Below are 26,037 nucleotides of genomic sequence, written 5' to 3'. Positions count from 1 at the left end.
GTCGCCTTCTAGTTGCCGGGAATCAGAACGACGGCGACCTCGCCCGCGGACGCGGCCTGCGCCAGCGCCGCGGCGTCGGCGGCGTCGACGGTCAGCGTGACGGGCAGGTTGGTGCTGGTGATGCTGTCGCCCGAGGCGGCGGAGGCGTCCTCGACCACCGCGCGCTCGACCAGCAGCGAGCTGTCGGCACCGGCCGACCCGGAGGAGCCTTCCTGGTCCCCGCCGCCGGTGGACTTGTCGCCGACGCGGTAGACGGCGACGTTGTCGCCCGCTTCCAGACCCTTCGGGTACTGGCCCTCCTTGAGGGCGACGCCGACCGTGGCCTTGCCCTGCTCCATGCCGGACTTCTTGGCGAACATCTGGCCCACGACGACGGTGCCGTCGTAGATCGTGGACTTGGCCTGAAGCTTCATCAGACCCTCACGCTGCTCCCAGGGCACGAAGTCGGCCCCGGAGTCGTCGTTCACCATGACGACCTTGATGTTGTCGTCGGTGATGGACTCCCCGGGCTTGATGTCCGCCGTCACCTGGATCGCCTCGACCCGGTCACCGACCTGGAGCACCAGCATCGTCGCGCCGAGCGCACCCAGCAGGATCAGCAGCACCGCCAGCGCGGCCAGCGCCGGTTTGCGCTCGCGAGGAGGACTGGGAAGCCGGTCACCGACCGACGGCTGAGCCGGAGCCGCGGAACGTCCCGCGCCCGCCCCCGTACGCTCCTGGATCTTCACGCAACCGCTCCCCGTACAACCAAGAAAATCGTCTGCCACGTATTCACTCGGGCGTCGTGCGCCCAAGTACACAGAATTGTCTGCGGTTTCGGACACTTCACCCGTGACCGCCCGACCGGTGGCGTCCCGGGGCATCCCCGTACGCACCCGCCCGACCTGGGCAAATAGCCAGCAGTAAGGCGAGTGTCAAGCCACCGCACCGTATCAGCCGCACATAAGCCCCTCAAGGCATGCCCTCCCCTGCCCGCACCCCCTGTCCACCGCTACCCATCTGCAACTTCGCATCGATGGAGCCCTTTTGAGCAAGGCGCGTAAAGCAGACTCTGTCACTGTGCTCGCGCGAATCAAGAACGGCCAGAGCCCGACACCATCCGGGTGCGGTTCGTCACGGTGCACCCATGAGCCCTGCACGATTCACTCACGAGGGGCCCGACCGCCCGTGCCATGATCTTCGCTCGGATCAGTGAGGGAACGAGTACACAGAGAGAACGGGGTACTGGGATGGGGCTACTTCCGGTGAGCGGGGCCACGTTGAGAGCCGACGCGCGGGTACGGGAGGCCGCGCGGGGCATCGGCGCCCGGTACGGCGTCGACTACACCGACGACGCGGCCGTGACGGCGCTGCTGGCCGAACGCCGCAAGTCCCTGGAGACGGAACAGCGCCGGCCTGCGGCCTACCTGGGGCTGCTGACGCTGATGGCGGGCATGTTCCTGCCGTTCGGGATCTCGCTGTCCCCGGCGCTGGACGCCCACCTGTTCGCCGTACTGGGTGCGGCCGGCAGCCTGACCGTCCTCGGCGCGGCCCTGCTCGTGCACGCGCGGGCCCAGTGGAAGCACGCACTGCGCAACGGCCCCTTGGCCGGCTACCGCGAGGTCCTCGGCGTCGCCCGCGCCCACGGCATCCCGCTCGCGCACATACCGCCGTGGCTGGAGGGCCGGACGACCGGCGGAGGCGGAGGCGGCAAGGGCGCGGCGCCGATCCCGACGTACCCGCCGGTGGAACCGGCACCGGAGGCCCCCGCGGAGACGGAGACGGCACCCTCGCCCTCGGCCACCGCACCGGTCGCCGTACCGCCGAAGCCCTGGGCCGTCTCCTACTACGAGCGCGTGGCGGACGCGGGCGGCTGGCACGACGAGGTGGGCTGGCTCCTGGTCCTCGCCGGCGGGGGCGGCGTGACCTGGGCCGCCACCGTGGGCACCGGGGTCGGATACGCGGCCCTCCTCCTCGTCCCCGTGGCCATCTGGGTCTGGCTGGCGGGCCGTCGCCAGGGCCGCGAGAAGGAGGAGCTGCGCGAGCAGGCCCTGAAGTACGTCGAAGAGCTGGAGGCGGCACAGGCAGCGGGCGGGCGCGTACCGGAGCTCTCCCCGCAGCTGCGCGCACTGCTCGACGACCAGCAGTGACCGCTCTCTCCCGCCCACGGAGCAAGGGCGCGCCCGTGACGACGGCACGGCGGCGGGTGCCACCGCGGGCGACACCACGGGCGTGATCTCCCTCTCCGGCCGTGCCCATCCCTACCGGGAGGCGGTGCGGCTCTTCCCCCTGCCCTTCTTGCGCAGCTTCCGCAGGCGTTCACGCTCCCGGGCACGGCGCGCGTCGAGGACGGCACGACGCCGACGGTGGATGAGCCATCCCAGGACGGCCACGCAACCGACGTACACGAGGAGCGCGGGGCCCGTTCCCGGGACGTACGAACAACCTGGCTCGTACGACCGGCAGTTCTTGCCCCGCAACCCGCTGAGCAGGAAGAGGGGCGGCGCGACGGCAGCGACGTAGCACACCCCGCGGACCATGCCGCGCAGCATCCCGGACGCCTTGCCCGAGTCGCCAGGGACCGGACTGCCGAACCTCTCCGACAGAGCGCCACCGCAACCCAGAAGAGTCATCAGCCCCAGCACTCCCCCGGCACTCCAGGCACCCCCGGCAGCCCGTACAGAGCGTGCGCGCTCTCCCGGGCGGCCCACCGCGCGCCCCCGAAACCGAGGAAGACGACGGCGCCCGCGACGACGAGGAACAGCCCGAGTACGGCCCCGTCCCGCACCCGCACCCGGTTACGGCGATCCTGCTCCTGCTGCACCTGCCCACTCCCCCGCTCACGCCCTCGCCATACGCCCGGTCCCACCTTTCCCGGCCATGACGTCGGTCACGTGCCCCTTCGCCCCTCACTGGTTCCCCGCACGTCCCGAGCACGGTAACGATCCCTGACGCGGTTCACACTGGCGAAACCAGGAACCCCGTCGATAGCGTCAGTGGCCTTGACCGCACTTCTGTCTCACGGGGAGTCCACTGTGAAGCGCCGCTCTTTGCCCGTTGCTGCCGCGCTCGCCGCCTCAGCCGCCTTGCTGTTGACGGCCTGCGGGGGCGGGGACGACAAGTCCAGCGACAACGACAAGATCGCGGGAGCGGACCAGGGGTCTGCGACCCCGAGCGAGCCAGCCGAGTCTTCGGCCGCACCGGCGGAGGACAAGCCGGACGGTGTGGACCTGTCCCTTCCGAAGGACATGAACCTCGTCTTCGACTGGGACAAGCCGAAGGACAAGAACGAAGCGGCCGCGATGGACGATGCCGCGAACTACCTGCGCGCCATCTACCGAGGCGTCGACAAGCGCACGACCAAGGACGCCGCCCTGGCCGCCTACGCCACGGGGGACGGAATCCACTACGCCGAGACGCAGATCAACGAGTGGATCAAGGGCGGCTGGACCGGCACCGGCACCCGCCGTCACTACGACGCCACCACACGATCTGCCCCGAACGGCAACTCGGTTGAGGTCGCATTCTGTGCGGACACCGGGAAGTTCTACGGAAAAGAAGTCAAAACGGGGAAGGTGCTGAAGTCCGAGCCCAGCCTCAAGGACTTCAACTACTACAAGATCATCATGACCAAGTACCCCACTGGTGACGGCCTGTGGCAGGCGTCCAAGGTGTTCGTCGAGACGGAGGCCAAGAAGTGCCAGTGAGGAGACCACGGCGAGGCTTCTTCGGCAGCAGCGTCGCTGCCCTGACCGCCGCGACCGGCATGATCTTGCTCGCTGCCCCGAACGCCACCGCGGAACCAGTGGACACCGGCAAGGGCGGCAACGCCGAGCAAGAAGGCGGCGGCGACAAAACGGGCATCTACGCCGCCGCACGCATCACGTACTCCGGTTCCGTCGCCCCGAACGGCGGCACCGGAAACTTGACGTCCGCCGACGTCAACTGGACTCCCCCACCCTGCTGGTACGCCCCCTACCTCGGCGCCAAGGACTTCAAGGAGAAGATGTCCGCCGAGATAAAGGAGGCCGCGAGCGCACCCGGCATGACCGGGACTCCCGCCGCGGCGATCGGCCAGACGAAGGCGCACTACGAGGACGAGTACGGCTGGACGGACACCCCCGGTTACAAGGACTACAACGTCGCCAAGGACGGCGAGGGAATGTTCTGGGCCGGCGTCGAGAATCCGAACGAGCCCGACTATTTGAAGCGCAACTCCTGCACCGACCTCCCGTTCTGGGTCGACAACGGCGAGGCCCCGCCGCCCCAGTACGAGGAGGCCATCACGCCGGAGATACTCGCCGCCCTCGCGTACCAGCACATGGAGCTGCCCGGCACCGACGTCACCCTCGCCCCCGCCGGGACCACGAAGGTGAACCTGCCGACCTGGGCCTGGCTCGACAAGGCCGACTTCCACGAGGTCCAGGCCACGGCCGCCATCAACGCCCCCGGCTTCGCCCTCACGGCCACGACCACCGCTAAGCCCGTGTCACTCAAGCTGGAGCCGGGCACCCCGGATGCCGAGACGTATCCGGCGTCCGGCGAGTGCACGATCAACGACGACGGCTCGATCGGCGAGCCCTACGCCAAGGGCAAGGCCGACCGGACCCCGCCCTGCGGCATCAAGTACCTCCGCTCCTCCGGAGACGGCACCTTCGACCTCCAGGCCACCATCACCTGGGAGATCGCCTGGACCGGCACCGGCGGCGCGGGCGGCGACCTCCCCGACGGCACCTTCGACAACGCCCAGGCCGTCACGGTGCAGGAAATCCAGGCGGTCAATCGCTGATGAGATCCACGGGCACGCAGAGGCCGTGAGGCCACAACTTGCTCTCGGGCCGAATGTGCCACCTGGTGCGAGACGGTCCCACGACGTACGCCCCAGCACGCAAACCTCGTGCCGCCACCCGGCTGGGATGTCATTCCGCTGCGCACAGGCACCCAGGAGGCGATGGACCACATCGTCCGCAAGGCCTTCGCACAACTACCCGTGGGCTTCCCCAAGGACGACATTCCGAAGGCACGGCTGAAGCTCACCCAGGAGATGAAGAAGGTCGCGCGCCGGGCCAGGGCCTAGGAGGGAATGACCCTCCACCTCCCTACCGAACGCCTTCACGGCGTCGCACTTCCCGTTTCGGTCGTGGCCTCCGCGCCGATCGACATTCCACGGGTCGGGCCCGTCGGCAGCCCGGACGCGGCCCTGGCGGCACTCGCCTCCGTAACTCCATGTCCCGAGACGCGCACGCTCGACGACACCGCGGCCCTGCGCTCGGAGCGGGAGGTGCCTGCCGACGCGGCCCAAGGCGTCGACGTCGCTCACCGCCGGGTCGAGTATTTCGTTCCGGTCCCGGACAGCGCCCCCGAAGTGATCGCCGCGGCAATGGAGGCACTGGACGACTTCGCGCGGACCCTCCGGCTTCCTGGGACGGACTGACCAACGCCGCCGAAAACGAACTCAAAGGGTGAGACCGTCGCCGACCCACCCGACTTGAACAGCGCAGTCGACCGACGGAAACAACAAACTCGGGCGAGGTCGACGACGGGCTACTCGGTGAGGGCCTCGACCGGATCCGCGAAGGAAACCGTCTGAAGGATGCCCCCCATCATGTCGACGAACTGGGTCCAGTGATCGGTAGATGCCGTAACCAGCGTGAACACCGCGGTGAACGGGCCGGTCGGGAAGGGCACATGGACCTGTATCTCGGCGGTGACGAAGTCGGTCGGCTCAGCTGCAGCCGTGACCTCGGGGCCGAGTTGGTACTGCCGCCATGTGACGCAGGAGACCGCTGGTCCGCAGGGGAGGTCCAGCCACTGCACGTCGTTGAACGTGTCCTTGGACAGGGCGGCCACAATGCCCTGAGCGACGACGTCGACGGCGCCGGCCTCCTGCTCAGTGGGGACGGCCGCCAGAGTGAACGCACACTGGGCGGCTCCCTCGGAGAGGTCGTGCCTGGCGACGTCGCCGGTGGGGGTGCGTTCCTCCTCCGAGGTGGAGAACAACCCCAGGGCCGCGTAGGACACACCAGTGTCCCCGATCCTCTCGGCCAAGGTCGCGTAGGTGGGGGCGGCAGGAGCCCAGATCTCCTCGCTGCCACGAGAGTAGAGCTGCCGCACGAAGGATTCCGCTCGTTCGACCCGCTCCGCGGGGTCATCGGCCAACGGCAGCGCGAAGAATCCCTCGGGTGTCAGAAACCAGACGGGTGGAGGCTCAGCCGACGATATAGGCGGAACGGTGAGGGCGGAGGAACCAGCAGTGGGAGTCATATGAACCGTTGCATCGAGTAGGGAAGGGAGTAGTAGCAACTCTCAGAAATCTTCGGGGTGATACTCCGAGACATCGATGTCGCGCCCTTCTCCATCCAGGACGAGGCTTTCCTCGGATGCCCCGAAGGCAGAGGTGAGTCGACTAGGAAGAAGGATGTCGACATTATAGTGGCCGCACGAATTTTGCGTGATAACGGGAAAAACGGAACCCGGCATTTCGATTTCTTCCGCGTAATCCAGAACAGCCTTCCGCTGTCGCTGATTCAGATCAGCCACAGCGAGCAACACCGGCACCCGCATCAGATATCGAGTCAATTGCCTTCGAGAACGACAGCTCAATCTGCACCAAGAATCATCCGAAAAAATGATTGTGAAATCATTGCCGTCTTTGAAGTTCTTCAGCTCGACCGCACGGATGTCAGTGCGTGAGGCTTGCCAGATGACCTCGTCATCGATCGCTTCCTGGTCCTTCCCGTCGTAGGGAAGTTCGACGACAAGGATCCTGCGGTCAGTGACGATGAGATGTGTCCGCCAGTACTTCTGATTCACACGCCCCGGATCCAGCTGCCAGGGAAGCGTTCTACCGATGGTTCCTTGCGCGGCCCACATGACGGGGAAGTCATCGACCTCGTTGGCCGGGTCATCGGGTGTGTCCGATCCGGAATCAGCGGACGAGGGGGTGGCGATGTTGCCTCCCGCGGCGCTCAGGGCCGCCATGACGGTCACTCCGGTGACCTTTGCGGTGCCTTTCAACAACCGGCGCGCCATGGTGTTGCCGGTTGACCGAGGAGTGAAGGAGGGGCCTTCCGGCCACCCCTGAAGCTCGTGCTGGATGTCGTTGCGCTCCGTGTCGCGAAACCAACGCATCCCTCTCACTGGCGGCGCCGCACCCGTCGCAAAGGTCACGGGCGCGCGCGCGAGGAGCGTTTCTCCGGCTTCCGGCTGCCACACGTTCACTCGCATCTTCCCCTTCCGACGACAGCGTCCAATGTGCTTCCCGCCCTCAAGGCTAATCTCCCGAAACCGCGCTGGTGATGTGCGTCGCCACCTTGGGAGCGATCTTCAGTCCTGCGTCGACGGTTCTACCGAGCCCGCTGAACGGGTCCATATTGCCCTTGAAGAAGGTATTGATTCCCTTCGTACCCAGCCACTGTCCCTCGTGATAACCCGCACTCACGAGACCACCCATACGCGACTTGAGTCCACTGCTGGCATGCGCGACCTCGTGAACGAAGTTGCCCTTGCCGCCGATCTTCACCAGCCCAGCCTTGCCGAGCCCGCCGTCGACGATCTTGGACGTCTTTCCGAAAGCAACCAGAACACGTGAGGTGCCAAGGTTTGTGGACTGGAACCCTTTACCCAATGCACCGACTTTGGCTGCCGACAAACCCCTGGCGGCCCTGGCCGACTCCCCGACAACTTTCACCCCCTTGCCGAACATGCCGATGCCCGGCAGCAATCCCAGTGCATCCGTGCCCATCGTCACCCAGCTCACATCCGCCCCGGCCGCCATGGCCACTCCATGAGTCGCCAGCGCGAGACCACTGCCGATGAGGGCTGCCGTTCCGAAGATCGCGGCGAGAGGCGGGAACGGCAGGGTGATGATGGCCAGCATGCCAAGCACCGCCGTGATGTCGCTCAGCACATCGCCGATCGCCTTGATCAGGTCGGCGTGCTCCTTCAGCCAGTCACCGGTGGCGTCCCAGGCGTCGGCGATGCCCTTGCCGAGTTTGTCCCAGAAACCCGGCTCGTCCGGCGCGATGTCGGCCGCCTTGTCCAGTTCCTTGCTGATCTGCCGAGCGGCCTCCTTGTAGCGCCCCTCCAGGTCTCGAACCTTCTGGATCACTCCGTCGACAGCGCTGGATGCCTCGCCGAGTTCTTTGCTGCCCTTGCCATCTGCCTTCGCCTCGGCCTTGGCCCTGTCGTCGAGCTTCTCGCCGGCGGACTTCTCCAGTCGGTTTGCCTCGTCCTGAAAGTCCTTCAGCTCGTTGGACCAGCGGTGCAGGGCACGTGAGGCTTTGTCGAAGGACTCGTAGCTCTTGCGGATGAGAGGAGTGACGTCTTCACCTATGTACTCGGTGAAGGCGACCGCGGTCTTCCCTTTCCAGGCGCCGCACTCAATGCGCTCCAGTTCCCTGACCGCAGTACCCAGGTCACCTGCGAGGCTCCCAAGCTTCTTGGCAAGTTCACGGGTGTCGTCGACGTCACCCGGAGTTGGATCCCATCCGATGTGAGGGAAGGCAGGACGCCTTCCGGCCACGCTCACTTGCCCTTCTTCTTGGTCTTCAGCGACTCGGCCAGATCCAGATCCAGTTTGGCGAATGAGTCACCGATCATGTTGATCATCTTCACGGCACCTTGTGTGTGCTTACCGAGCTGCTTGATGCCGTACGCCCATTCGTCGGCGAAATCCTGTACGTCCTCGACGAGCTGGCTCTCCCCGACAGCAGAGGCGTCCGCGCCTCGCAGGCTTCGGCGGGCGGCGTCCATGCGGTCACTGATGGTGGAAAAGGTTGTCTTCAAGTGCTGAAAGATGGTGTCGTCAAGGTTCAGGTCACTCATGCGTTCTTCCAGAATCCCTGGTGCCGTAGGGCAGGTGGTCCGCGAAATCCCGAGCCACCCTCGGCGGCACAGCCGGCCAGTTCCTGCTGCATTGGTACAGCCGTTCTTCCCATCACCAGCGGTTCGCTCCCGCTGAAGGCTGATCCTGCGCTTGATGCGCCATACTGCGAACCACGGGACCAGAAGCACCGAACCCCGAAGACGAGGGTGCGACGGGAACGCGATGCCTCCCGTCGCACCCGCTCCGCTCAGCCTGCGGGTATCGGTTTGATCAACCCTTGGCGCTCTTCGCCAGCTGCTCGTCCAGGTCCTCGTACGCCTTCTTGGCGTTGGTGAGGAACTTGGACAGGCCCTCCAGGCCCTTGACGGTCTTGGCCGCGCCCTTGGTGAAGTCCTTGATGGACTCGTCGTACGCGCCGGAGGCCTTCTGCGTGGTGAAGCCGTTCGCGACCAGCTCCTCCACACCCTTCTCGATGGCCTTCAACATGTCTTCCATGTCGCCCATCGCCTTGATGAGGTCGGTGGCCTTCTTCTCCATCTCGGCGTAAGTAAGGTCTGTGTCCTTCGCCATGACAGCTCTCCCTCCCATCGCCTCAGGGCCTTCCCCCGTGGCGTGACTGAAGCGGTCCGCCCCCACGTCCACGGGCCGTCCGCTAGAGCAAAGATCCTACGGGTGAGGCACTTGGGACGACAGGGATGCCCGGCGGCGGAAGCGTGAACCGGTGCACAAATCGGCCAGTGAAGGCGGCCTCAGTGCAGCGAGGAGCCCCGAAGCCCGACCGGTGGTCTCGCCCCGCTCACTCACCGCAGGTCAGCCCCAGTGCAGCGTCCCCGCCACGGTGTCGAACAGCGCCACCATCTGGTCCGCGAGCTGATCGATGGGTGTCGAGAAGTTCAGCAGCAGCCAGCGCGTGGTGGCGGGAATCGGCACGTAGTAGGTGAGGGTCGTCGTCGGCAGGGTGTTGCCCGACTGCCTCGCGGGATCGGGTGCTTCGCGTCGGCGGTGGCGGACCGCCCTTCCCGCCGCGGTCAGTTCCACCACGCTGATCTCCTCGTCGCGGCGGCGGCCGGCCAAGTGCTCGGCCAGCGCCGCGGCGTCCGAGGTCTCGGGCCACTCGCCGGGGCCGGGGACACTGATGAGGAGTGAGGACGCCAGGGGCACGGGGCCGACGGTCATCGTGGAGAGGTAGAGCTCCGTGCCGCCGACCTGGTAGGCGTCTTTCGCCTTCCGCTGGAGGTCCTGCATGAACTGCTTCTTGAGGTGCGGGGCGTTGTCCTGGCCACGGAACGTCAGCTCGGCGAGCGCCACGATGCCGCGGTCACGATCGTCCGGTTCGAGCGCGAGCTGGAACCAGCCGTCCGGGACGACGACGTTGTAGTCCGTGGGCGGCGAGGGGAACTGGTCGGCCGTCTTCATGCCGTGCCCCCGTCCGCGGACGTCGAGGCGCCTCCCGTCGGGAGCGGAGTGATCCGCATGGTCCGCACCGCTTCGTCGGCCAGCTCGGTGATCTGCTCCGTGAGGGCGATCTTCTCCCAGGTCACCGTGACGACGACGAGACTCTCCATGCCGGGCGGGAAGACGGCGTACTTGACGAACTCGGTCAGCTTGCGACCGAAGCCGAGCATCCGCTTGACCTTGAGCATCGCCTGGATGCGCACGGCAGGCCCCGCCGCCAGCTCGAGGTGAGTGATCTGAGGCGTGCCGGTGACCTCCGCGTTTCCCCACTGCAGCAGCAACGGGACGACCTCGTCCGGGCCGGGGCGGGCGACGCCCTCGTCTCCGTACGAGTCGACCGTGAGGTTGGCCAGGGCCTCCCCCGCCTCCGAGTAATACGCCGCCGCGAGGGTGGGCACGTCGTCGTTGAGGTCCACGGCCCGCTCGACCATGTCGTCGAAGACCGCGCTCTTCTCGATCTCCAGGCCCAGTGGATTGAGCCGGTTCACGACCTCCGTGGCCAGCGCCTTGGCCTCTGACTTGGTCCCGTCGTGCAGGGTGAGATCGATCCAGCCGGGCTGGAATTCGAAGGTGCACTCGAAGGTCTCATCCAGCGGAGCGGGATCGTCCGGTGCGGTCATGCTCGGTCCTTTCATGCGGGTATGGACGGGCTCAGCCGATTCCGACCATCTTCTGGAGGTTTCCGTCCAGACTCAGCCCGCCCAGCGTAATGCCGGCCCCGACGACGGACAGACGACTGGCCGACTTGGAGATCTGATTGACGGCGGCGGCGTCGAATTGGCTGCCCAAGGCCGCCGTTCCCATTTTGATCGACTTCAGGTCTGAGGCGACACCGGGATCGGCCATGGAGAACGATTTGGGAAGTCCCTTGAGGACACTGCCGTCACCACGCAGGCTCAACTCGTTCTTGGCCGCGCTCCAGTTTCCGCCGCCCGGCTTCAAAGTCTTCAGGTTCTTCGCCCACGCAGCCTTGGAGAAGGGTTCCGTGAAAGGTTCCTTGAGCGACTTCAGGATGTCGCCCTTCCCGAGCTTCACGTCCTTGTAGGCCGCCCGGCGGAGATTCTTGTTGGCCCGACTCACCTGGCGTGCGGTGCGCGCTGCTCCGGCCTTGCCGAGCCGCCCCAGCGTCCCCTTCGCGAACTTTCCCGCGATCTTGGAGAAGCCCTTGCCCACGCCCATCATGAGGAAGCCGAGGGCCGCCATCCCCACGTCCATCCAATCGGCGTTGCCCTGAGCGACCTGAACGAGTGTGGCGACGAAGTTGATGAGCGTGGCGATCATGGCTATCGCGCCCAGTACTCCGGCCAGAGCCTGCCCGATCACCGGGATCCAGCCAACGAGCAACGACAAAATTCCACACACTGTGGCGACCCATGAGGTGATCGTCGCGATGTCGTCGACCAGGGTCTCCCAGAACCCGTCCTTGAGGGCGTCGTGGTTGATGACCGCGTCCATGGACTCACGGGCACGCTTGGCGGCGTCGTCACGGATCCGCTTCGCGTCGTTGATCTTCTCGCGTGCCGCGTCGATCTCGTCGCCGGCCGCGTTTCTCTTCGCCTCGAGATCCTTGCGGTCCTTGTCGCCGGAGTCTTTACTCCCGTCCTTGCCCGAAAGGTTGTCGAGGCTCTTCTGGGACGCGCTCTTCCGCTCGTCCGCGTCCTTCGCTTCCTTGAGCGCCGCGTCGGCGATCTCCTGGGCCCGGTTGAGGTCGGAGGCGTAGTTCCGCGGGCTGGCCGTCACCTTGTCCTGGTAAGTGCCACCCACTTCCTCGACCTGCGCGCCGATCGCCGTGGCGGCGGTGTCGTACCTCTTGAAAGCCGCCTCGAGTTTCTTGACGTTGCCCGAGGCCTTCTCGCGGAATTCCTTGCCCGCCTTGCTGTCCCAGGCGTCCACCTCTGCGACGGCCTTCAGGTTGCGGACCTGCCGTTCGAGCTCGTCCGCCGTCTTGCGCAGTTGCTTGCCCAGGGACGCCATGCGGTCCGCGTCTCCAGGAATGGGGTCGCTGTCCGCGACCGGATGCCAGTCGCGTGGCCTTCCCGCCATCAGTCAGCTCGCCTTCTTCGGGTCCTGGGCATCGCGAAGCGCCTGAGCCAGTTGGTGATCGATGTCCTCATACGCCTTGCCGGCGGCCTTGGCTATCTGGGCCAGCGCGTCGACCTCCTCGGTCAGCCTCTTACGGCTGAGCTCCCAGTTGCCGGCGAAATCCTCGAACGTGTCGGCCAGATCACCGTTGCCGAAGTCGTCCTCGTACTTGCCGCTCAGATCATCCAGGCCGTCGAACGCCTTCTTGATGTTGCCGAGCCCCTTGCCCATCTCCTTGATCACTTCAAGATCGAGCCGCTGATCGCTCCCGCCGGCCACGGCACCCCCTCATGTCCACCTGCCAGCCCGCTGGCATTCGTCACCAACCGCCCGGTGCGACAGGGCACTCACGCTCCGTCGCACCGAGCTGTGTCGCGTGAGCCCCGACTCAGCCCTTGGCGCTCTTCGCCAGTTGCTCGTCCAGGTCCTCGTACGCCTTCTTGGCGTTGGTGAGGAACTTGGACAGGCCCTCCAGGCCCTTGACGGTCTTGGCCGCGCCCTTGGTGAAGTCCTTGATGGACTCGTCGTACGCACCGGAGGCCTTCTGCGTGGTGAAGCCGTTCGCGACCAGCTCCTCCACACCCTTCTCGATGGCCTTCAACATGTCTTCCATGTCGCCCATCGCCTTGATGAGGTCGGTGGCCTTCTTCTCCATCTCGGCGTAAGTAAGGTCTGTGTCCTTCGCCATGACAGCTCTCCCTCCCATCGCCTCAGGGCCTTCCCCCGTGGCGTGACTGAAGCGGTCCGCCCCCACATCCACAGGCCGTCCGCTAGAGCAAAGATCCTACGGGTGAGGCACTTGGGACGACAGGGATGCCCGGCAGCACAAGCGTGAACCGGTGCACATCCCGGCCCGCGCGGCCCCGCGCATCCCGTTGCACGGGGGTGAGCTACGGCGGCTAAGGTCGCTTCACTGTGTTATGCGTTCCGGGGGCGGCCTCAGCCCAGCGAGGAGGACGAACGTGCGCCTGAGTCTGACCGTCGTCGACCCCGTCGGCGGAGCCAGCACCGATGTGGTGCTCGACGCCGATCCGGAGTCGTCGGTCGGCGACATCACTCGGGAGCTGGCGCGCCATGTCGGTGTCGCCGGTGGTGCGGACATCATCCCCATCGGCGGGCGACTCGGCCCCGGCGGTACACCGCAGGCCTTCGTCGACGGCTACGCCCTCGACCCCGACGCCAACATCGTCGGCTCACCACTGCGCGAGGGTGCTGTCGTCAGCCTGCACGACCCGGCGGGCTGCGTGTCCGGCGAGCCGACGGGTGTCGTGGAGTTCCGCGTGGCCGGCGGTCCCGCGGCCGGTGCCGTGCACCGGCTGGGTGTCGGTCGGTACGACATCGGCAGCGGCCCGGCCGCGCACCTGCGCGTCGACGACCCCGAACTCGCCACGCGTGCCGCCACTCTGTCCATCGCCATGGACGGCACCTGCGACGTCGCCCTGCACGGCATCGGCCCGAAGAACGCCGGGGACGAGGAGAAAGAGGGGAAGGGCGGCGGCGACAGCGCACATCCGCGGCTCGACGGCGAGGGGTTCGAGGGTGGCAGCTGGCCCCTGGGGTCCCAACTCGCCCTCGGCAACACGCTCCTGGAGATAGCCGGCTACTCCCCTCCCGATGCCGCCCTGAAGTGGTCGGAGGACGGAGCCGGGCTCGACTACAACCGGCCTCCGCGATTGCGTCCGGCGGAGCGCAAGACACAGTTCCGGCTGCCTTCTCCGCCCAGGGAGTACGAAGTCCGGCCGCTGCCCTGGCTGATGGCTTTGTTCCCGCTGGTCGGCGCGGTCGTGTCCGTCATGATCTTCGGACGCTGGTACTACCTGATCATGGCTCTGCTGAGTCCGGTCATGCTCTTCGGCAACTACTTCAATGACAAGAAGCACGGCCGCAAGTCCCATGCGAAGCAGGTCAAGGAGTACAAGGAGACCAAGGAGCGGATCGAGAAGGACGCCCAGGACGCGCTGCGGCTGGAGCGGCTCGACCGACGCGCCGCCAGCCCCGATCCCGCCTCCGTGCTGGCCTTCGGCACCGGGCCGCGTACCCGGTTGTGGGAGAGGCGGCGCACGGACGCCGACCATCTGCTCCTTCGGGTCGGCACCGGCCAGGTGTCGTCCGAAGTCGTTCTCGACGACCCGGAGCAGGACGAGCACAAGCGTCAGGTCACCTGGGAGATCGAGGACTCTCCCGTCGCGCTGCCGCTGAGGGACCTGGGCGTCATCGGTGTCGCCGGGCCCGGTGACTCGGCGCAGGCACTCGCGAGATGGGTCGTGGCGCAGACCGCGGTACTGCACAGCCCGATGGACGTTCAGTTCTACGTGCTCACCGAGAACCACGCGGAGCCGCGCTGGGACTGGGTCCGCTGGCTCCCGCACGCCCGCCCCACGAGCGGCCAGGACGTCAACGTGGTGATCGGGACGGACTCCGAGACCGTGAGCGCCCGGGTCGGCGAGCTGACGCAGTTGCTCGACGCCAGGCAGAAGGCCCTGAAGGAGAACAACAGCGGTGGTGTCGGCCCCGCCTTCTCCGACCCGGACATCGTCGTCGTGTGGGACGGGTCGCGCCGGCTGAGGTCGCTGCCGGGCGTGGTACGGCTCCTGCGGGAAGGGCCGGCGGTCGCCATGTACGCGATCTGCCTGGACGAGGAAGAGCGCTTCCTGCCCGGCGAATGCCAGGCCTTCGTCGTCGCCGAGCCGCTGGCCCACGACGCCACCGTCGCCGCACGGCCCGGCAACCCCCCGCAGGCCGCCGCCGGTGGCTTCCCGTCCTTCCAGGCCTGGCACCAGGGCGCCCAACAGAACCAGCAGACCGCCGAGCGGGCCCCCGAACTGCGACTGCGCGTCGAGCAGACCGGTGCCCGGCGCAGGTCCGGTGTACGGCCCGACCTCGTCTCCCCCGCCTGGTGCGCGCGGCTGTCCCGGGCGCTGGCGCCCCTGCGGGACATCAGTGGCGAGACCGAGGATTCCGCACTCCCGTCCTCGAGTCGGCTCCTCGACGTGCTCCAGCTGGAGCCCCCGACCCGCGACGACGTCGCCGCGCGCTGGCGCATGGGCGGACAGTCCACCATGGCGGTCATCGGTGAGTCCTACGACGGTCCCTTCGGCATCGACATCCGGCGCGACGGCCCGCACGGCCTCATCGCCGGTACGACCGGTTCGGGCAAGTCGGAGCTGCTCCAGACCATCGTGGCCGCGCTCGCCGTCGCCAACACCCCCGAGAACATGACGTTCGTCCTCGTCGACTACAAGGGCGGGTCCGCCTTCAAGGACTGCGTCAAACTCCCGCACACCGTCGGCATGGTCACCGACCTCGACGCGCACCTCGTCGAACGCGCCCTGGAATCGCTGGGCGCGGAGCTGAAGCGGCGCGAGCACATTCTCGCCGCCGCTGATGCCAAGGACATCGAGGACTATCAGGACCTGTCGCGCAGGGACCCGTCCCACCCGTCCGTGCCCCGACTGCTCATCGTCATCGACGAGTTCGCGTCGATGGTGCGCGACCTGCCGGACTTCGTGACGGGGCTCGTCAACATCGCGCAGCGAGGCCGCTCCCTCGGCATTCACCTCCTGCTGGCCACCCAGCGGCCGAGTGGTGTCGTGTCGCCCGAGATCCGCGCCAACACCAACCTGCGGATCGCCCTGCGGGTGACCGACGCCGGTGAGTCGACCGACGTCATCGACGCTCCGGAAGCCGGTCACATCGCCAAGAGCACCCCGGGCCGCGCGTACGTCCGACTCGGCCACGCCTCCCTCGTTCCCTTCCAGTCCGGCCGCGTCGGTGGCCGGCGCCCCGGTGCCGCCGATCCGGCGGCGCTCGCCCCGTGGGCCGGGCAGCTCTCCTGGCAGGAACTGGGACGGGCCGCGCTGACGAAGCCCAAGACCGAGGCGCGGGAGGACGACGAGATCACCGACCTCAAGGTCCTGGTCGACGCCATCCGGGAGGCCAACCAGAGCCTCGGCATTCCGGCCCAGCACTCTCCGTGGCTGCCCGCCCTGGACGAGTCCCTGCTGTTGGACGACATTCCGGAGGTGCGCGGCCAGGGGGCGCTGTCGGCGGCCCCGTACGGCATCGCGGACCTGCCGTCCGACCAGGCCCGCCGCCCGGTGGTCGTCGACTTCGCCACCTTCGGGCACCTGCTCGTCGCCGGTGGCCCGCGCAGCGGCCGCTCGCAGGTGCTGCGTACCATCGCGGGCTCCCTGGCCCGCACCCTGTCGAGCGCCGACGTCCATCTGTACGGCATCGACTGCGGCAACGGCGCCCTGAACGCACTGACCCGGCTGCCGCACTGCGGCGCGGTCGTCAGCCGCAATCAGCAGGAACGGGTCATCCGGTTCTTCAACCGGCTCACCGGTGAACTCACCCGGCGGCAGGACCTGCTGGCGGAGAAGGGCTACGCCGACATCGGGGAGCAGCGGACCGCCGCGGCCGAGGACGAGCGACTGCCGCACATCGTGGTCCTCCTCGACCGTTGGGAGGGCTGGCTGCCCACGCTCGGTGAGTACAACCACGGCGACCTCACCGACCAGGTGATGGCGCTGATGCGCGAGGGCGCGAGCGTCGGCCTGCACCTGGTGATCACCGGTGACCGTCAACTGCTGACGGGGCGGATCTCCTCCCTCACCGAGGACAAGTACGGTCTGCGCCTCGCGGACCGGGGCGACTTCTCGTTGCTGGACATCAACGCGCGCAAGATCCCCGAGGAGATTCCGCCGGGCCGCGGCTTCGCGAGCGGGACGGCGATCGAGACCCAGTTCGCGCTGCTCGCCGAGGACACCACCGGTCAGGGTCAGGCCGCCGCGCTCGCCGCGATCGGTGAGGCGGCGACCGCCCGGGACGCCGGCCTGCCCCGCTCCCGCCGCCCGTTCCGCGTCGACGTCCTGCCCAGCCGGATCTCCTTCGCCGACGCCTGGGCCATGCGCGACCCGGTGGCGAGCGCCTCCCCGCTGTGGGCGCTGGTCGGTGTCGGCGGTGACGAGCTCACCGCCTTCGGCCCGGACCTCGCCCAGGGTGTCCCGGCGTTCGTGATCGGCGGGCCCGCGAAGTCCGGGCGCAGCACGGTGCTGCTGAACGTCGCGCGCTCCTGCCTCGCCCAGGGCGTACGGCTGATCCTGGCGGCACCCCGCCCGTCCCCGCTGCGTGAACTGGAGGGGACGGAGGGCGTCCTGAAGGTCTTCACCGGACGGGACATCGACGAGGACGAGATGGAGGAGCTCGTCGGGACGGCCAGTCCCGAGCAGCCGATCGTCGTCCTGGTCGACGACGCCGAGGTGCACGACGACTGCGACGCGGAGGACATCTTCAAGCGCATCGTCGAACGCGGGGTGGAGGAAGGCCTGGCCGTCGTCATCGCAGGTGACGAGGAGGAGATCTGCGACGGCTTCTCCGGCTGGCAGGTCGACATGAAGAAGGCCCGCCGCGGCATCCTGCTGTCTCCGCAGGACAGCTCCGCGGGAGAACTGATCGGCATCCGTACGAACCGGAGCATGGTCGGCGGCCAGATCACTCCCGGCAAGGGCATGCTGCACCTCGGCAGCGGCGAGCACCTGACGGTCACGACGCCGATGTGACGGGCACCGGCCGCCCGGAGAGGACAACAGCCGCCCGGAAAGGACGACGGGCCGCGGGACCGAGAGGTCTCAGCGGCCCGTCGTCCTCGCTACACCGCGGGCAGCGCGTAGATCTCCTGGCCGTGCGTCGCCAGCAGTCGGTTGCCCGCGAGGGCGACCTGCCACGGCTCGCCGGCGGCCTTGCTGTCGGTGTACGTCCAGCGGAGCTTGCCCGTCCGCGTCTCCAGGGCGACGATGCCGCCGTCGACGGCGCCGGTGGCGCCGTACAGGGTCGAGCCCACGCGGCGGAACGACTCCGGGCCGTCGACGTCCAGTTCGTCGCAGAGCCAGTTCCGCTTGCCGGTCTTGACGTTCACCGCCCATACGCCGTCGTCGTGGTCGCTGACGTAGAGCACGCCGTCGACGACCGTAGGGTTGTCGAAGCCGCGGCGGCCGGCCGGGGGGAGTGTCCAGGCCGTTGTGCCCTTCTCCACGTCGACGGCCTCGAGTTCGTCGCCCGGCAGGAAGACGAGGCCGTTCGCGACCGTGGGCTGCCAGGACCACTCGTCACCGATCTTCTTGGTCCACAGCTGGCCGCCGGTGGCGGTGTCCCGGACGGTGAGGTTGAGGTTCGAGTCGGCATAGACCAGGTACTTGCCGGAGGCGGTGCCCTGGACGTCGTAGTCCTTCGTGCCCCAGTCCCGATGCTGGATCCACGTCTTCTTTCCCGTGGTGTGGCTGACGGCCGCGACGGCCGTGCGGTACTTGGTGGCGCTCTTCGACTGGCCGTAGTCGGTCGCCGTGACGTAGAGGTTCTTCTCGTCGATCGCGATCGTGTCCTCGACGGACAGCTGCTTGCCGAGGCGGCTGCGCCAGGCCTCTTCGCCGGTCTTGACGTCGTAGGCGACCAGAGCGCCCTCGTAGTCGCCGTCGGCCAGGAACACCTTGCCGTCGTGGAAGAGGAGTCGGGCCCCGGGCCGGCAGATGCCCGCCTTGGTCCAGCGGGCCTTGCCGGTCCGGACGTCGTAGGCCACGAGCGGGTCGCCGCTGACCAGGAGCAGTCCGTCGTGGGTGAGGAGCGGTACGCGCGGGCTGGTGCTGTCCTTCCCGGCCGACTTGTGCCACAGCGGCTGGGGGGCCACCCCGGCGGGCGGAGTCGTGAAGTCGTCGTCCGCCGGATCGGCCGAAGTGCCGGTGCCGGGTGTCCCCTTCGCATCGTCGGACGCGTCGTCGGACGTGAGCGCCCAGGCGATACCGCCCCCGGCCACCGCGACGGCGGCCGCGCCACCCAGGGCCAGGCCGAGGACGCGACGACGGGAGCGGGCAGGAGCGGGTTCTGCGGTCCCTCCGAGTCGGACGGTGCCGGGCAGCGGAGTCCCGTACGCGGGTACCGGGGTGCCGCCGGGCATCGTGCCATGAGCGGCCGTTCCGGTCGACGACCCGCCGTCGAGCATGGTGGGTGCCGGGCCGAAGCCCGTCGCCGGGTGGTTCTCCGGCTGCGGAGCGGTCCGCGGCGTTCCGGGTGCCTCCAGGTCCAGGATTCCCGCGGCGTGGGTCGCGATGGTCGATGCGACGGCCGACGGCAGCCAGTCGTGGAGGGCGGCGTCGATGCCCTGCCCGGCGAGCGCCGCGACGATCTCACCCGGCGCCGGACGTTGCGTCGGGTCCTTCATCAGGCAGGCGCGGACGAGTCCCAGCAACGAGGGGGGTACGTCCGTCAGGTCGGGTTCTCCGTGCACGACCTGGTAGAGCATCCCCGCGTGCGAGGTCGTGCCGTCGCCGAAGGCAGCCCGCCCGGTGGCCGCGAACGCGAGCACGGAACCGAGGGAGAAGACATCACCCGCGACGCCGACGTCCTTGCCCGTCGCCTGCTCCGGCGACATGTAGCCGGGCGAGCCGACCACCACTCCTGTCTGGGTCATGCGGCTGCCGTCCACCGCCCGTGCGATGCCGAAGTCGATGAGCCGGGGCCCGTCGGCAGCGAGCAGAACGTTGGAAGGCTTGAGGTCCCGATGCACCAGGCCCGCCGCGTGGATGTCCCGCAGAGCCGCGGCGAGACCGGCGGCCAGTGCGCGAACCGTGCGTTCGGGCAGCGCCCCGTGGGCCGCGACCACGTCGGTCAGATCGGGACCGAGGACGTACGACGTGGCGAGCCAGGGCAGCGGCGCGTCCGGGTCGGCGTCCGCGACGGGGGCGGTGAACCGGCCGGATACCGCCTTCGCGATCTCGACCTCGTGCCGGAAGCGCTCGCGGAAGTCGTGGTCGGCGGCGAGGTCGGGGCGGACCACCTTGACGGCGACGGTGCGGCCGCCGGGCGATCGGGCGAGGTAGACGCGGCCCATTCCACCGGCGCCGAGCCTTCGCAGGAGGCGATAACTGCCCAGTTCCCGCGGATCGTCCGACTGCAGTGTCTCCATGGCGGGCCTTCCCCGTAGCGAAACCTTGACGAACGCCTTGACGAACGGTCATCTCATCACCGGTGCTCGTATCGCAGACACAGTAGTAACAAAGGGGGCAGGGCCATTACCGGGCAGGGCCATTACCGGGGCATGGCGCGGCGGATGCGGAGGCAGTGGGCGGGTGGAGACCCGGTCCCGCTACTTGATCTTCGACAGCCGTGCCTTCGGTCGGCCCGACTCCTCGCTCTTCGACGCGTAGTCGAGGTCGTCGCCGACCGGGGTGAAGGTGACCGTGGTGGGCGCCGGGTTGCAGCCGTCGTGGTTGCCCTCGGCGCCGACGGACCCGGCGACGATCTGCTTCTGCGTCACCTTCTTGAGGGTGATCACGTCGACGCAGACACCGCCCAGCGCGTCGGTCTGGCGGAGCCTGCCCAGTTCCTGGCCGATTTTCGCCTGCTTGATGGTGATCCGGAAGGTGCCCAGCGGCAGCTTGCCGTTCAGGGCGGCGGCCTGGCCCTCCCAGGTGCCGAGGTAGCGCGCGGGCAGCCCGCCGGGGGTGGCGGCCGGGGGATCGTGGGAGGCCTCGTTGCCGCCCGCGTTGTGCGCGTCGTTGCCCGAGCCCGGCAGCAGGTCCAGGACGAACACCGACCCCACCGTCACCGCCGCCAGCGCGCCCGCCACCGCCAGTGCCACGGTGCAGCTGATCCGGCGGCCGCGTCCCTGGGCGCCCTGCGTCGAGGTCGCCGCGACGGAGAGCGCGAGCCTGCCGGGCGGGTACCCCGTGCCCGGGCCCGTACCCTGCCCGGTCCCCGGCGCGAGGGGCCCGGCGCCCGCATCGCCGCCCGGCTGCTCCGGGCCCCTCGCGCCGGGGACGAATGAGGAGGAGGCCGGTGGCGGTGGCGGTGGCGGTGGGAGTGGCGTCGAGGGCGCCGTGGGTGTCGGCATCACCGGGGGAGGACCGAAGGTGCCGGAGGCACCGGCGGGCGTGGGTGCCGCCCGGTCCTCCGGTCCCCGCGGAGCGCCCGTCCCGTTATCCCCGCCCGCCGTGACCGACGGCCGGCTGAAGCCCACCGGGCCCGACGCCTCCCCCGCCCCCGGGCCCGACGCCTCCCCCGCGACCGCCCCCGGCCCCGTCTCCGCCGCCTCCAGGTTCAGCAGCCGTACGGCGCTGCGGCTGACCCGCTCCACCAGCGCCCCCGGCAGCCAGCCGCCGGTCACCAGGCGGGCCGCGCCCTCGGGGGCCAGCCGCCGGGCCACCTCGGCGGGGACCGGACGGGCGGCCGGGTCCTTGGCCAGGCAGGAGGCGACCAGCTCGCGCAGTTCCCCGTCCAGGCCGTCGAGGCTCGGCTCCTCGTGGACGACCTTGTAGAGGAGCGCGGCCGAGGAGTCGCCCGGGAAGGGCGGCTGCCCCGTCGTCGCGTACGCCAGCACGGCGCCCAGCGAGAAGACGTCCGCCGCGCCGGTCACTCCCTTGCCGAGGATCTGCTCGGGTGACATGTAGCCGGGGGAACCGATGGACACGCCCTTCGAGGTCAGGGAAGCCGTGCCCTCCGTGGCGCGGGCGATGCCGAAGTCGATCAGGAGGGGGCCGTCGAGGGTGAGGAGGACGTTGGACGGCTTCACGTCACGGTGGACGAGGCCCAGTTCGTGCACGGCCGCCAGCGCCTCGCCGAGGCCCGCGCCGAGCGCCCGTACCGAGTGGGCGGGCAGCGGGCCGCCCTCCGCGACGGCCGCCGTCAGGGACGGGCCGGCCGCGTACGCCGTGGCGACCCACGGGACGCGTGCCTCGGGGTCGGCGTCCAGTACGGGCGCGGTCCAGGCGCCGCCGACCCGGCGCGCGGCGGCCACCTCGCGCCGGAACCGGGCCCGGAACTCCTCGTCCAGCGCGAAGTGCGGGTGCACGATCTTCACCGCGACCGTGCGGCCGCCCGCACTGCGGCCCAGGTAGACCCGGCCCATGCCGCCGGAGCCGAGCCGGCCGAGCAGCCGGTAGGGCCCCACGACGGTGGGTTCGTCGACTTCGAGCGGCCGCATGGCGTCCACCCCTCCCCCGTACGCCGGTACCTGCGAGCAGGGTAGTGGCCCGCCCGCACCGGCACCCGGGGCGCGTCGGGGTCAGGGGGTGTCGAGCAGCTCCACCTTCACGTCCGCCGGGAAGCCCGTGGTGGGGCCGACGCGGCGGGCGAACTCGGTGACCGCCTCCAGCTGCGGGGCGCCGAAGCGGAAGTCGAGGGTGGTGAAGTACTTCGCCAGGGTGTCCTCGTCGAAGGCCTCCCAGCGGGCGGCCTGCTCCGCGACCTTCTCCACTTCCTCAAGGGAGAGGTTCCGGGAGGCGAGGAAGGCCTCGTGCACCTTGCGGGTGATGTCCGGCTCGCGCTCCGCGTAGTCGCGCCGGGCCGCCCAGACCGCGAAGACGAACGGCAGGCCCGTCCACTCCTTCCACAGGGCGCCCAGGTCGTGCACGTCGAGGCCGTAGCGCGGGCCGTCGATCATGTTGGCGCGCAGGGCCGCGTCCCCGATGAGGACGGCCGCGTCGGCCTCCTGCATCATCAGGCTCAGGTCCGGCGGGCAGGTGTAGTAGTCCGGCTGGACACCGAACCGTTCCGCCAGGAGCAGCTGGGCGAGGCGTACGGAGGTGCGTGAGGTCGACCCGAGGGCGACCCGGGCGCCGTCCAGGCGGTCCAGCGGGACCTGGGAGACGATCACGCACGACATCACGGGGCCGTCGCAGCCGACGGCGATGTCGGGGAAGGCGACGAGGTCGTCGGCGTTCTTGAGGAATTCGACCAGGGTGACGGGACCGATGTCGAGATCGCCGCGCACCAGCTGCTCGCTGAGCTTCTCCGGGGTGTCCTTCGTCAGCTCGAAGTCGAGGAGCGTGCCTGTTCTCGCGAGCCCCCAGTACAGGGGCAGGCAGTTCAGGAACTGGATGTGGCCGACACGCGGCCGGGTGCGAGAATTGTCCACATCGGGAGGCTAGCCCTCCGCCGGCATCCGCCCGACGCCGACCCCGGCGTCAGCCGATCGGCGCAGGTGTTCAAACGTCCGGGTGAAGTGATCTTGACCTCTGTTGCGCTCGGGGGCCTGCGTGCTAGGCTCACAGCAAGTTGCAGTTTGGTTTCCCTTGCAGTACAGAGCCTGCGGAGCATGTGACCGCGGGCTCTCGTCGTTCTCAGACGTATGCAGTTGTGCGGCATTCAAAGTCTTCACACTTGCTGGTTCTGGAGCAGGGCAACCCTTTGGGCCCAAGGAGGGCTTATGGCTACCGGAACCGTGAAGTGGTTCAACGCCGAAAAGGGCTTTGGTTTCATCGCCCAGGAAGGCGGCGGCCCGGACGTCTTCGTCCACTACTCCGCGATCAACGCTCAGGGATTCCGTTCCCTCGAGGAGAACCAGCAGGTGTCCTTCGACGTCACGCAGGGCCCCAAGGGTCCGCAGGCGGAGAATGTCACTCCTGTCTGATTGACAGCAGTACCCAAGGAGCCCCGCGCCGGTTTCGGCGACGGGGCTCCTGCCTTTCACAAATCGGGCCGCAGGGGCAGGTGGCCGACCTCGGCTGCGGGCCCGGTCTGGTCACCGACATCGCCCGCCGCCGAGACCCGCCGCTGGGCACCCGCCGCTGAGCACCCGCTGGAAGGGCCCTGCCCCCAGTCCAGCGCCTGACGCCCGTGCAGCGCCTACCCCTCGTACAGCGCCTCCACCGCCCCCGCGAAGTCCCGCATGATCACCTCGCGCCGGAGCTTCATGGAGGGGGTCAGGTGGCCCTCCCACTCGGTGAAGTCCCTGGGCAGGACGGCGAAGCGGCGGATGGACTCCGGGCGGGAGACCAGCTTGTTGGCCTCGTCGACCGCGCGCTGGAGCACGGCGTGGACGTCCTCGTCGTCGGTCAGCAGCTCCGGCGGCACCGGGTGCTTGCCGTTCATGCGGCGCCAGTGGGTGACGCCGTCGGGGTCGAGGGTGAACAGGGCGGTGACGTAGGGGCGGCGGTCGCCCAGGACGATGCACTGGGAGATCAGGGGGTGGGAGCGCAGCCAGTTCTCCAGCGGGGCCGGGGCGACGCTCTTGCCGCCCGCGGTGATCAGCAGCTCCTTCTTGCGGCCGGTGATCGTCAGATAGCCCTCGTCGTCCAGGCTGCCGATGTCACCGGTGGCGAACCAGCCGTCCGGTGCGGCCTGGACGACGCCGCCGGCCTGCGGGTCCCAGTAGCCGTGCAGGACCTGCTCCCCGGCGACGAGGATCTCGCCGTCGGCGGCGATACGGATGCGGGTGCCGGGCAGCGGCCAGCCGACCGTGCCCAGGCGCGGCTTGAGCGGGGGCGTGACGGTGGCCGCGGCGGTGGTCTCGGTGAGGCCGTAGCCCTCGAAGATCTCGATGCCGGCGCCGGCGTAGAAGGCGGCCAGGCGGCGGCCGAGCGGGGAGCCGCCGCAGATGGCGTACTTGACCCGGCCGCCCATGGCACCCCGGATCTTCCGGTAGACGAGCGGGTCGTAGAAGGAGCGGGCGGTCTTCAGGCCGCGGCCGGGGCCGCCGCCGGTGCCGGTCTGGCGGGCCTCCTTGGCCTCGCCGTAGCGCACCGCCACCGAGACGGCCCGGTCGAAGGCGGAGGCCCGGCCGCCGGACTCGGCCTTGGCGCGGGCGCTGTTGAAGACCTTCTCCAGCATGTACGGGATGGTCAGCAGGCAGGTCGGGCGGAAGGCCGCCAGGTCGGGCAGCAGGTCCTCCGGCTTCAGGCTGGGCGCGTGGCCGAGGCGGACCCGGGCGCGGACGCAGGCGACGGCGACCATGCGGCCGAAGACGTGGGACATCGGCAGGAAGAGCAGGATCGAGGGCTCCTCGCCGGTCTCCGCCTTGAAGACGGGATAGAGCAGCTCGATGGCGTTGTCGACCTCGGCGAAGAAGTTGCCGTGGGTGAGCACGCAGCCCTTGGGGCGGCCGGTGGTGCCGGAGGTGTAGATGAGGGTGGCCAGTGTGCCCGGGCCGAGCATGCCGCGGCGCACCTCCACCTCAGCGTCGGGCACCCGCGCGCCCAGCTCCGCCAGCCGCTCCACGTGCCCCTTCTCCATGACCCACAGGTGCTTGAGGTCGGGGATGCGGTCCAGCTCGGGGCCGAGCGCCGCGGCCTGCGCGGTGGTCTCGGTGACGAGGGTGACGGCGCCGGAGTCCTGGAGGATCCAGCGGGTCTGGAAGAGGGAGGAGGTCGGGTAGACGGGGACGGTGACCAGCCCGGCCGCCCACGCGGCGAAGTCCAGCAGGGTCCACTCGTACGTCGTCCGCGCCATGATCGCGATGCGGTCGCCCGGCAGCAGGCCCTCGGCGATCATGCCCTTGGCGACCGCCAGCACCTGACCGGCGAACTCGGCCGCCGTGACGTCGGACCAGCCGCCGTCCGGTGAGCGGCGGCTGAGGACGACCTGGCCCGGAACCGCCGCCGCGTTGTCGAAGGGCAGGTCGGCGAGGGACCCGCGGCGCACCGGCGGCGCGAAGGGCGGTACGTACGCCTCCCGTACGGTCCCGTCCAGCATCCGCGTCTCGGGCGCCACCAGGGTGGGGCCGGGCGAGTCGGCGTAGGCGGCGGATGCGGCGAAGGACGGAAGCGGGGTGGACACGGGCGGCTCCTGGGACGTGCAGCAAAGACACTGCTTCTGCTGTCGCTGCTCTGCTGCATGACGTACGTGCCTCGCGCGCCGAGGCGTTCATCGCCGGTTCCGCGGACATGGGTTACCGGCGGTCAGTTCCGGGATCGTACGGCGCCCGC

At 68.9% G+C, this 26,037-nt stretch carries 24 protein-coding genes; 7 read left to right on the top strand and 17 right to left on the bottom strand.

Annotated elements, in window-relative coordinates; genetic code table 11:
• Positions 1-8 precede the first annotated feature (8 nt).
• The gene (locus tag C4J65_RS19795; RefSeq protein WP_115743604.1) at positions 9-728 is read right to left on the bottom strand and encodes a hypothetical protein; all 720 of its coding nucleotides are present in this window, start codon (positions 726-728) and stop codon (positions 9-11) included.
• A 516-nt stretch (positions 729-1,244) separates the two neighbouring features.
• On the opposite strand from C4J65_RS19795, the gene C4J65_RS19790 reads away from it, so the two are divergent.
• On the top strand, positions 1,245-2,129 hold the full coding sequence (locus C4J65_RS19790) for a hypothetical protein (RefSeq protein WP_240330472.1): 885 nt from the start codon (positions 1,245-1,247) through the stop codon (positions 2,127-2,129).
• A 111-nt stretch (positions 2,130-2,240) separates the two neighbouring features.
• Here the strand turns inward: C4J65_RS19790 and C4J65_RS19785 are convergent, their stop codons facing one another.
• Positions 2,241-2,612, bottom strand: coding sequence for a hypothetical protein (locus C4J65_RS19785; protein ID WP_240330471.1), 372 nt, complete (start codon positions 2,610-2,612; stop codon positions 2,241-2,243).
• On the bottom strand, positions 2,612-2,803 hold the full coding sequence (locus C4J65_RS36735) for a hypothetical protein (protein ID WP_240330470.1): 192 nt from the start codon (positions 2,801-2,803) through the stop codon (positions 2,612-2,614). Before C4J65_RS36735 ends, C4J65_RS19785 begins: the two co-directional genes overlap by 1 nt.
• 211 nt (positions 2,804-3,014) lie before the next feature.
• Here C4J65_RS36735 and C4J65_RS19780 point away from each other — a divergent pair, with 211 nt between their 5' ends.
• From C4J65_RS19780 to C4J65_RS36730, 4 genes are all read left to right on the top strand, one after another.
• On the top strand, positions 3,015-3,686 hold the full coding sequence (locus C4J65_RS19780) for a hypothetical protein (protein WP_162833254.1): 672 nt from the start codon (positions 3,015-3,017) through the stop codon (positions 3,684-3,686).
• Positions 3,687-3,745: 59 nt separating this feature from the next.
• On the top strand, positions 3,746-4,768 hold the full coding sequence (locus tag C4J65_RS19775; RefSeq protein ID WP_240330637.1) for a hypothetical protein: 1,023 nt from the start codon (positions 3,746-3,748) through the stop codon (positions 4,766-4,768).
• A gap of 162 nt (positions 4,769-4,930) precedes the next feature.
• Positions 4,931-5,056, top strand: a complete 126-nt coding sequence (locus tag C4J65_RS37075; RefSeq protein WP_275898162.1) for a hypothetical protein — start codon at positions 4,931-4,933, stop codon at positions 5,054-5,056.
• A 63-nt stretch (positions 5,057-5,119) separates the two neighbouring features.
• A complete protein-coding gene (locus tag C4J65_RS36730; protein WP_240330469.1) occupies positions 5,120-5,413 on the top strand; it encodes a hypothetical protein in 294 nt (97 codons plus the stop codon).
• 110 nt (positions 5,414-5,523) lie between these two features.
• On the opposite strand, the gene C4J65_RS19765 is transcribed toward C4J65_RS36730, so the two are convergent.
• The 10 genes from C4J65_RS19765 to C4J65_RS19720 all read right to left on the bottom strand — a co-directional run bounded on the left by C4J65_RS19765 (position 5,524) and on the right by C4J65_RS19720 (position 13,031).
• A complete protein-coding gene (locus tag C4J65_RS19765) occupies positions 5,524-6,093 on the bottom strand; it encodes a hypothetical protein (RefSeq protein ID WP_240330468.1) in 570 nt (189 codons plus the stop codon).
• Positions 6,094-6,285: 192 nt separating this feature from the next.
• Positions 6,286-7,200 (bottom strand): hypothetical protein, encoded by a 915-nt coding sequence (locus C4J65_RS19760; RefSeq protein ID WP_115743600.1) that lies wholly within the window; start codon positions 7,198-7,200, stop codon positions 6,286-6,288.
• Between the two features lie 52 nt (positions 7,201-7,252).
• Positions 7,253-8,503, bottom strand: a complete 1,251-nt coding sequence (locus C4J65_RS19755) for an enoyl-CoA hydratase/isomerase family protein (RefSeq protein WP_115743599.1) — start codon at positions 8,501-8,503, stop codon at positions 7,253-7,255.
• 2 nt (positions 8,504-8,505) lie between these two features.
• Positions 8,506-8,805, bottom strand: coding sequence for a hypothetical protein (locus C4J65_RS19750; protein WP_115743598.1), 300 nt, complete (start codon positions 8,803-8,805; stop codon positions 8,506-8,508).
• Positions 8,806-9,076: 271 nt separating this feature from the next.
• A complete protein-coding gene (locus C4J65_RS19745; RefSeq protein ID WP_240330467.1) occupies positions 9,077-9,376 on the bottom strand; it encodes a WXG100 family type VII secretion target in 300 nt (99 codons plus the stop codon).
• Between the two features lie 240 nt (positions 9,377-9,616).
• Positions 9,617-10,222 carry a hypothetical protein gene (locus tag C4J65_RS19740; RefSeq protein ID WP_115743597.1) on the bottom strand — a complete coding sequence of 202 codons (606 nt, stop codon included), beginning with the start codon at positions 10,220-10,222 and terminating at the stop codon, positions 9,617-9,619.
• Positions 10,219-10,881 (bottom strand): hypothetical protein, encoded by a 663-nt coding sequence (locus C4J65_RS19735; RefSeq protein WP_115743596.1) that lies wholly within the window; start codon positions 10,879-10,881, stop codon positions 10,219-10,221. The genes C4J65_RS19740 and C4J65_RS19735 overlap by 4 nt, the downstream gene beginning before the upstream one ends.
• Positions 10,882-10,912: 31 nt before the next feature.
• Positions 10,913-12,235 (bottom strand): hypothetical protein, encoded by a 1,323-nt coding sequence (locus C4J65_RS19730; RefSeq protein WP_115743595.1) that lies wholly within the window; start codon positions 12,233-12,235, stop codon positions 10,913-10,915.
• 72 nt (positions 12,236-12,307) lie between these two features.
• Positions 12,308-12,622, bottom strand: coding sequence for a hypothetical protein (locus tag C4J65_RS19725; RefSeq protein ID WP_162833253.1), 315 nt, complete (start codon positions 12,620-12,622; stop codon positions 12,308-12,310).
• Positions 12,623-12,731: 109 nt separating this feature from the next.
• A complete protein-coding gene (locus C4J65_RS19720; RefSeq protein WP_240330467.1) occupies positions 12,732-13,031 on the bottom strand; it encodes a WXG100 family type VII secretion target in 300 nt (99 codons plus the stop codon).
• A 274-nt stretch (positions 13,032-13,305) separates the two neighbouring features.
• On the opposite strand from C4J65_RS19720, the gene C4J65_RS19715 reads away from it, so the two are divergent.
• Positions 13,306-17,904, top strand: coding sequence for an FtsK/SpoIIIE domain-containing protein (locus C4J65_RS19715; RefSeq protein WP_115743593.1), 4,599 nt, complete (start codon positions 13,306-13,308; stop codon positions 17,902-17,904).
• Between the two features lie 89 nt (positions 17,905-17,993).
• On the opposite strand, the gene C4J65_RS19710 is transcribed toward C4J65_RS19715, so the two are convergent.
• The 3 genes from C4J65_RS19710 to C4J65_RS19700 form a co-directional block, all read right to left on the bottom strand.
• Positions 17,994-20,300: a PQQ-binding-like beta-propeller repeat protein gene (locus C4J65_RS19710; protein WP_115743592.1), complete on the bottom strand. Its 2,307-nt coding sequence runs from the start codon at positions 20,298-20,300 to the stop codon at positions 17,994-17,996.
• 180 nt (positions 20,301-20,480) lie between these two features.
• Positions 20,481-22,316 (bottom strand): serine/threonine-protein kinase, encoded by a 1,836-nt coding sequence (locus C4J65_RS19705; protein WP_115746540.1) that lies wholly within the window; start codon positions 22,314-22,316, stop codon positions 20,481-20,483.
• Positions 22,317-22,397: 81 nt separating this feature from the next.
• Positions 22,398-23,249, bottom strand: a complete 852-nt coding sequence (locus C4J65_RS19700; protein ID WP_115743591.1) for a menaquinone biosynthesis protein — start codon at positions 23,247-23,249, stop codon at positions 22,398-22,400.
• A 291-nt stretch (positions 23,250-23,540) separates the two neighbouring features.
• Here C4J65_RS19700 and C4J65_RS19695 point away from each other — a divergent pair, with 291 nt between their 5' ends.
• Positions 23,541-23,744: a cold-shock protein gene (locus tag C4J65_RS19695; RefSeq protein ID WP_003974443.1), complete on the top strand. Its 204-nt coding sequence runs from the start codon at positions 23,541-23,543 to the stop codon at positions 23,742-23,744.
• A gap of 215 nt (positions 23,745-23,959) precedes the next feature.
• On the opposite strand, the gene C4J65_RS19690 is transcribed toward C4J65_RS19695, so the two are convergent.
• Positions 23,960-25,888 carry an AMP-dependent synthetase/ligase gene (locus C4J65_RS19690; RefSeq protein WP_115743590.1) on the bottom strand — a complete coding sequence of 643 codons (1,929 nt, stop codon included), beginning with the start codon at positions 25,886-25,888 and terminating at the stop codon, positions 23,960-23,962.
• Positions 25,889-26,037: the final 149 nt, after the last annotated feature.

The sequence above is a fragment of the Streptomyces sp. CB09001 genome, assembly GCF_003369795.1.
Taxonomy (GTDB): domain Bacteria; phylum Actinomycetota; class Actinomycetes; order Streptomycetales; family Streptomycetaceae; genus Streptomyces.
Note: the sequence above shows the minus strand (reverse complement) of the source record. Positions and strands in the feature narration are given on the sequence as shown.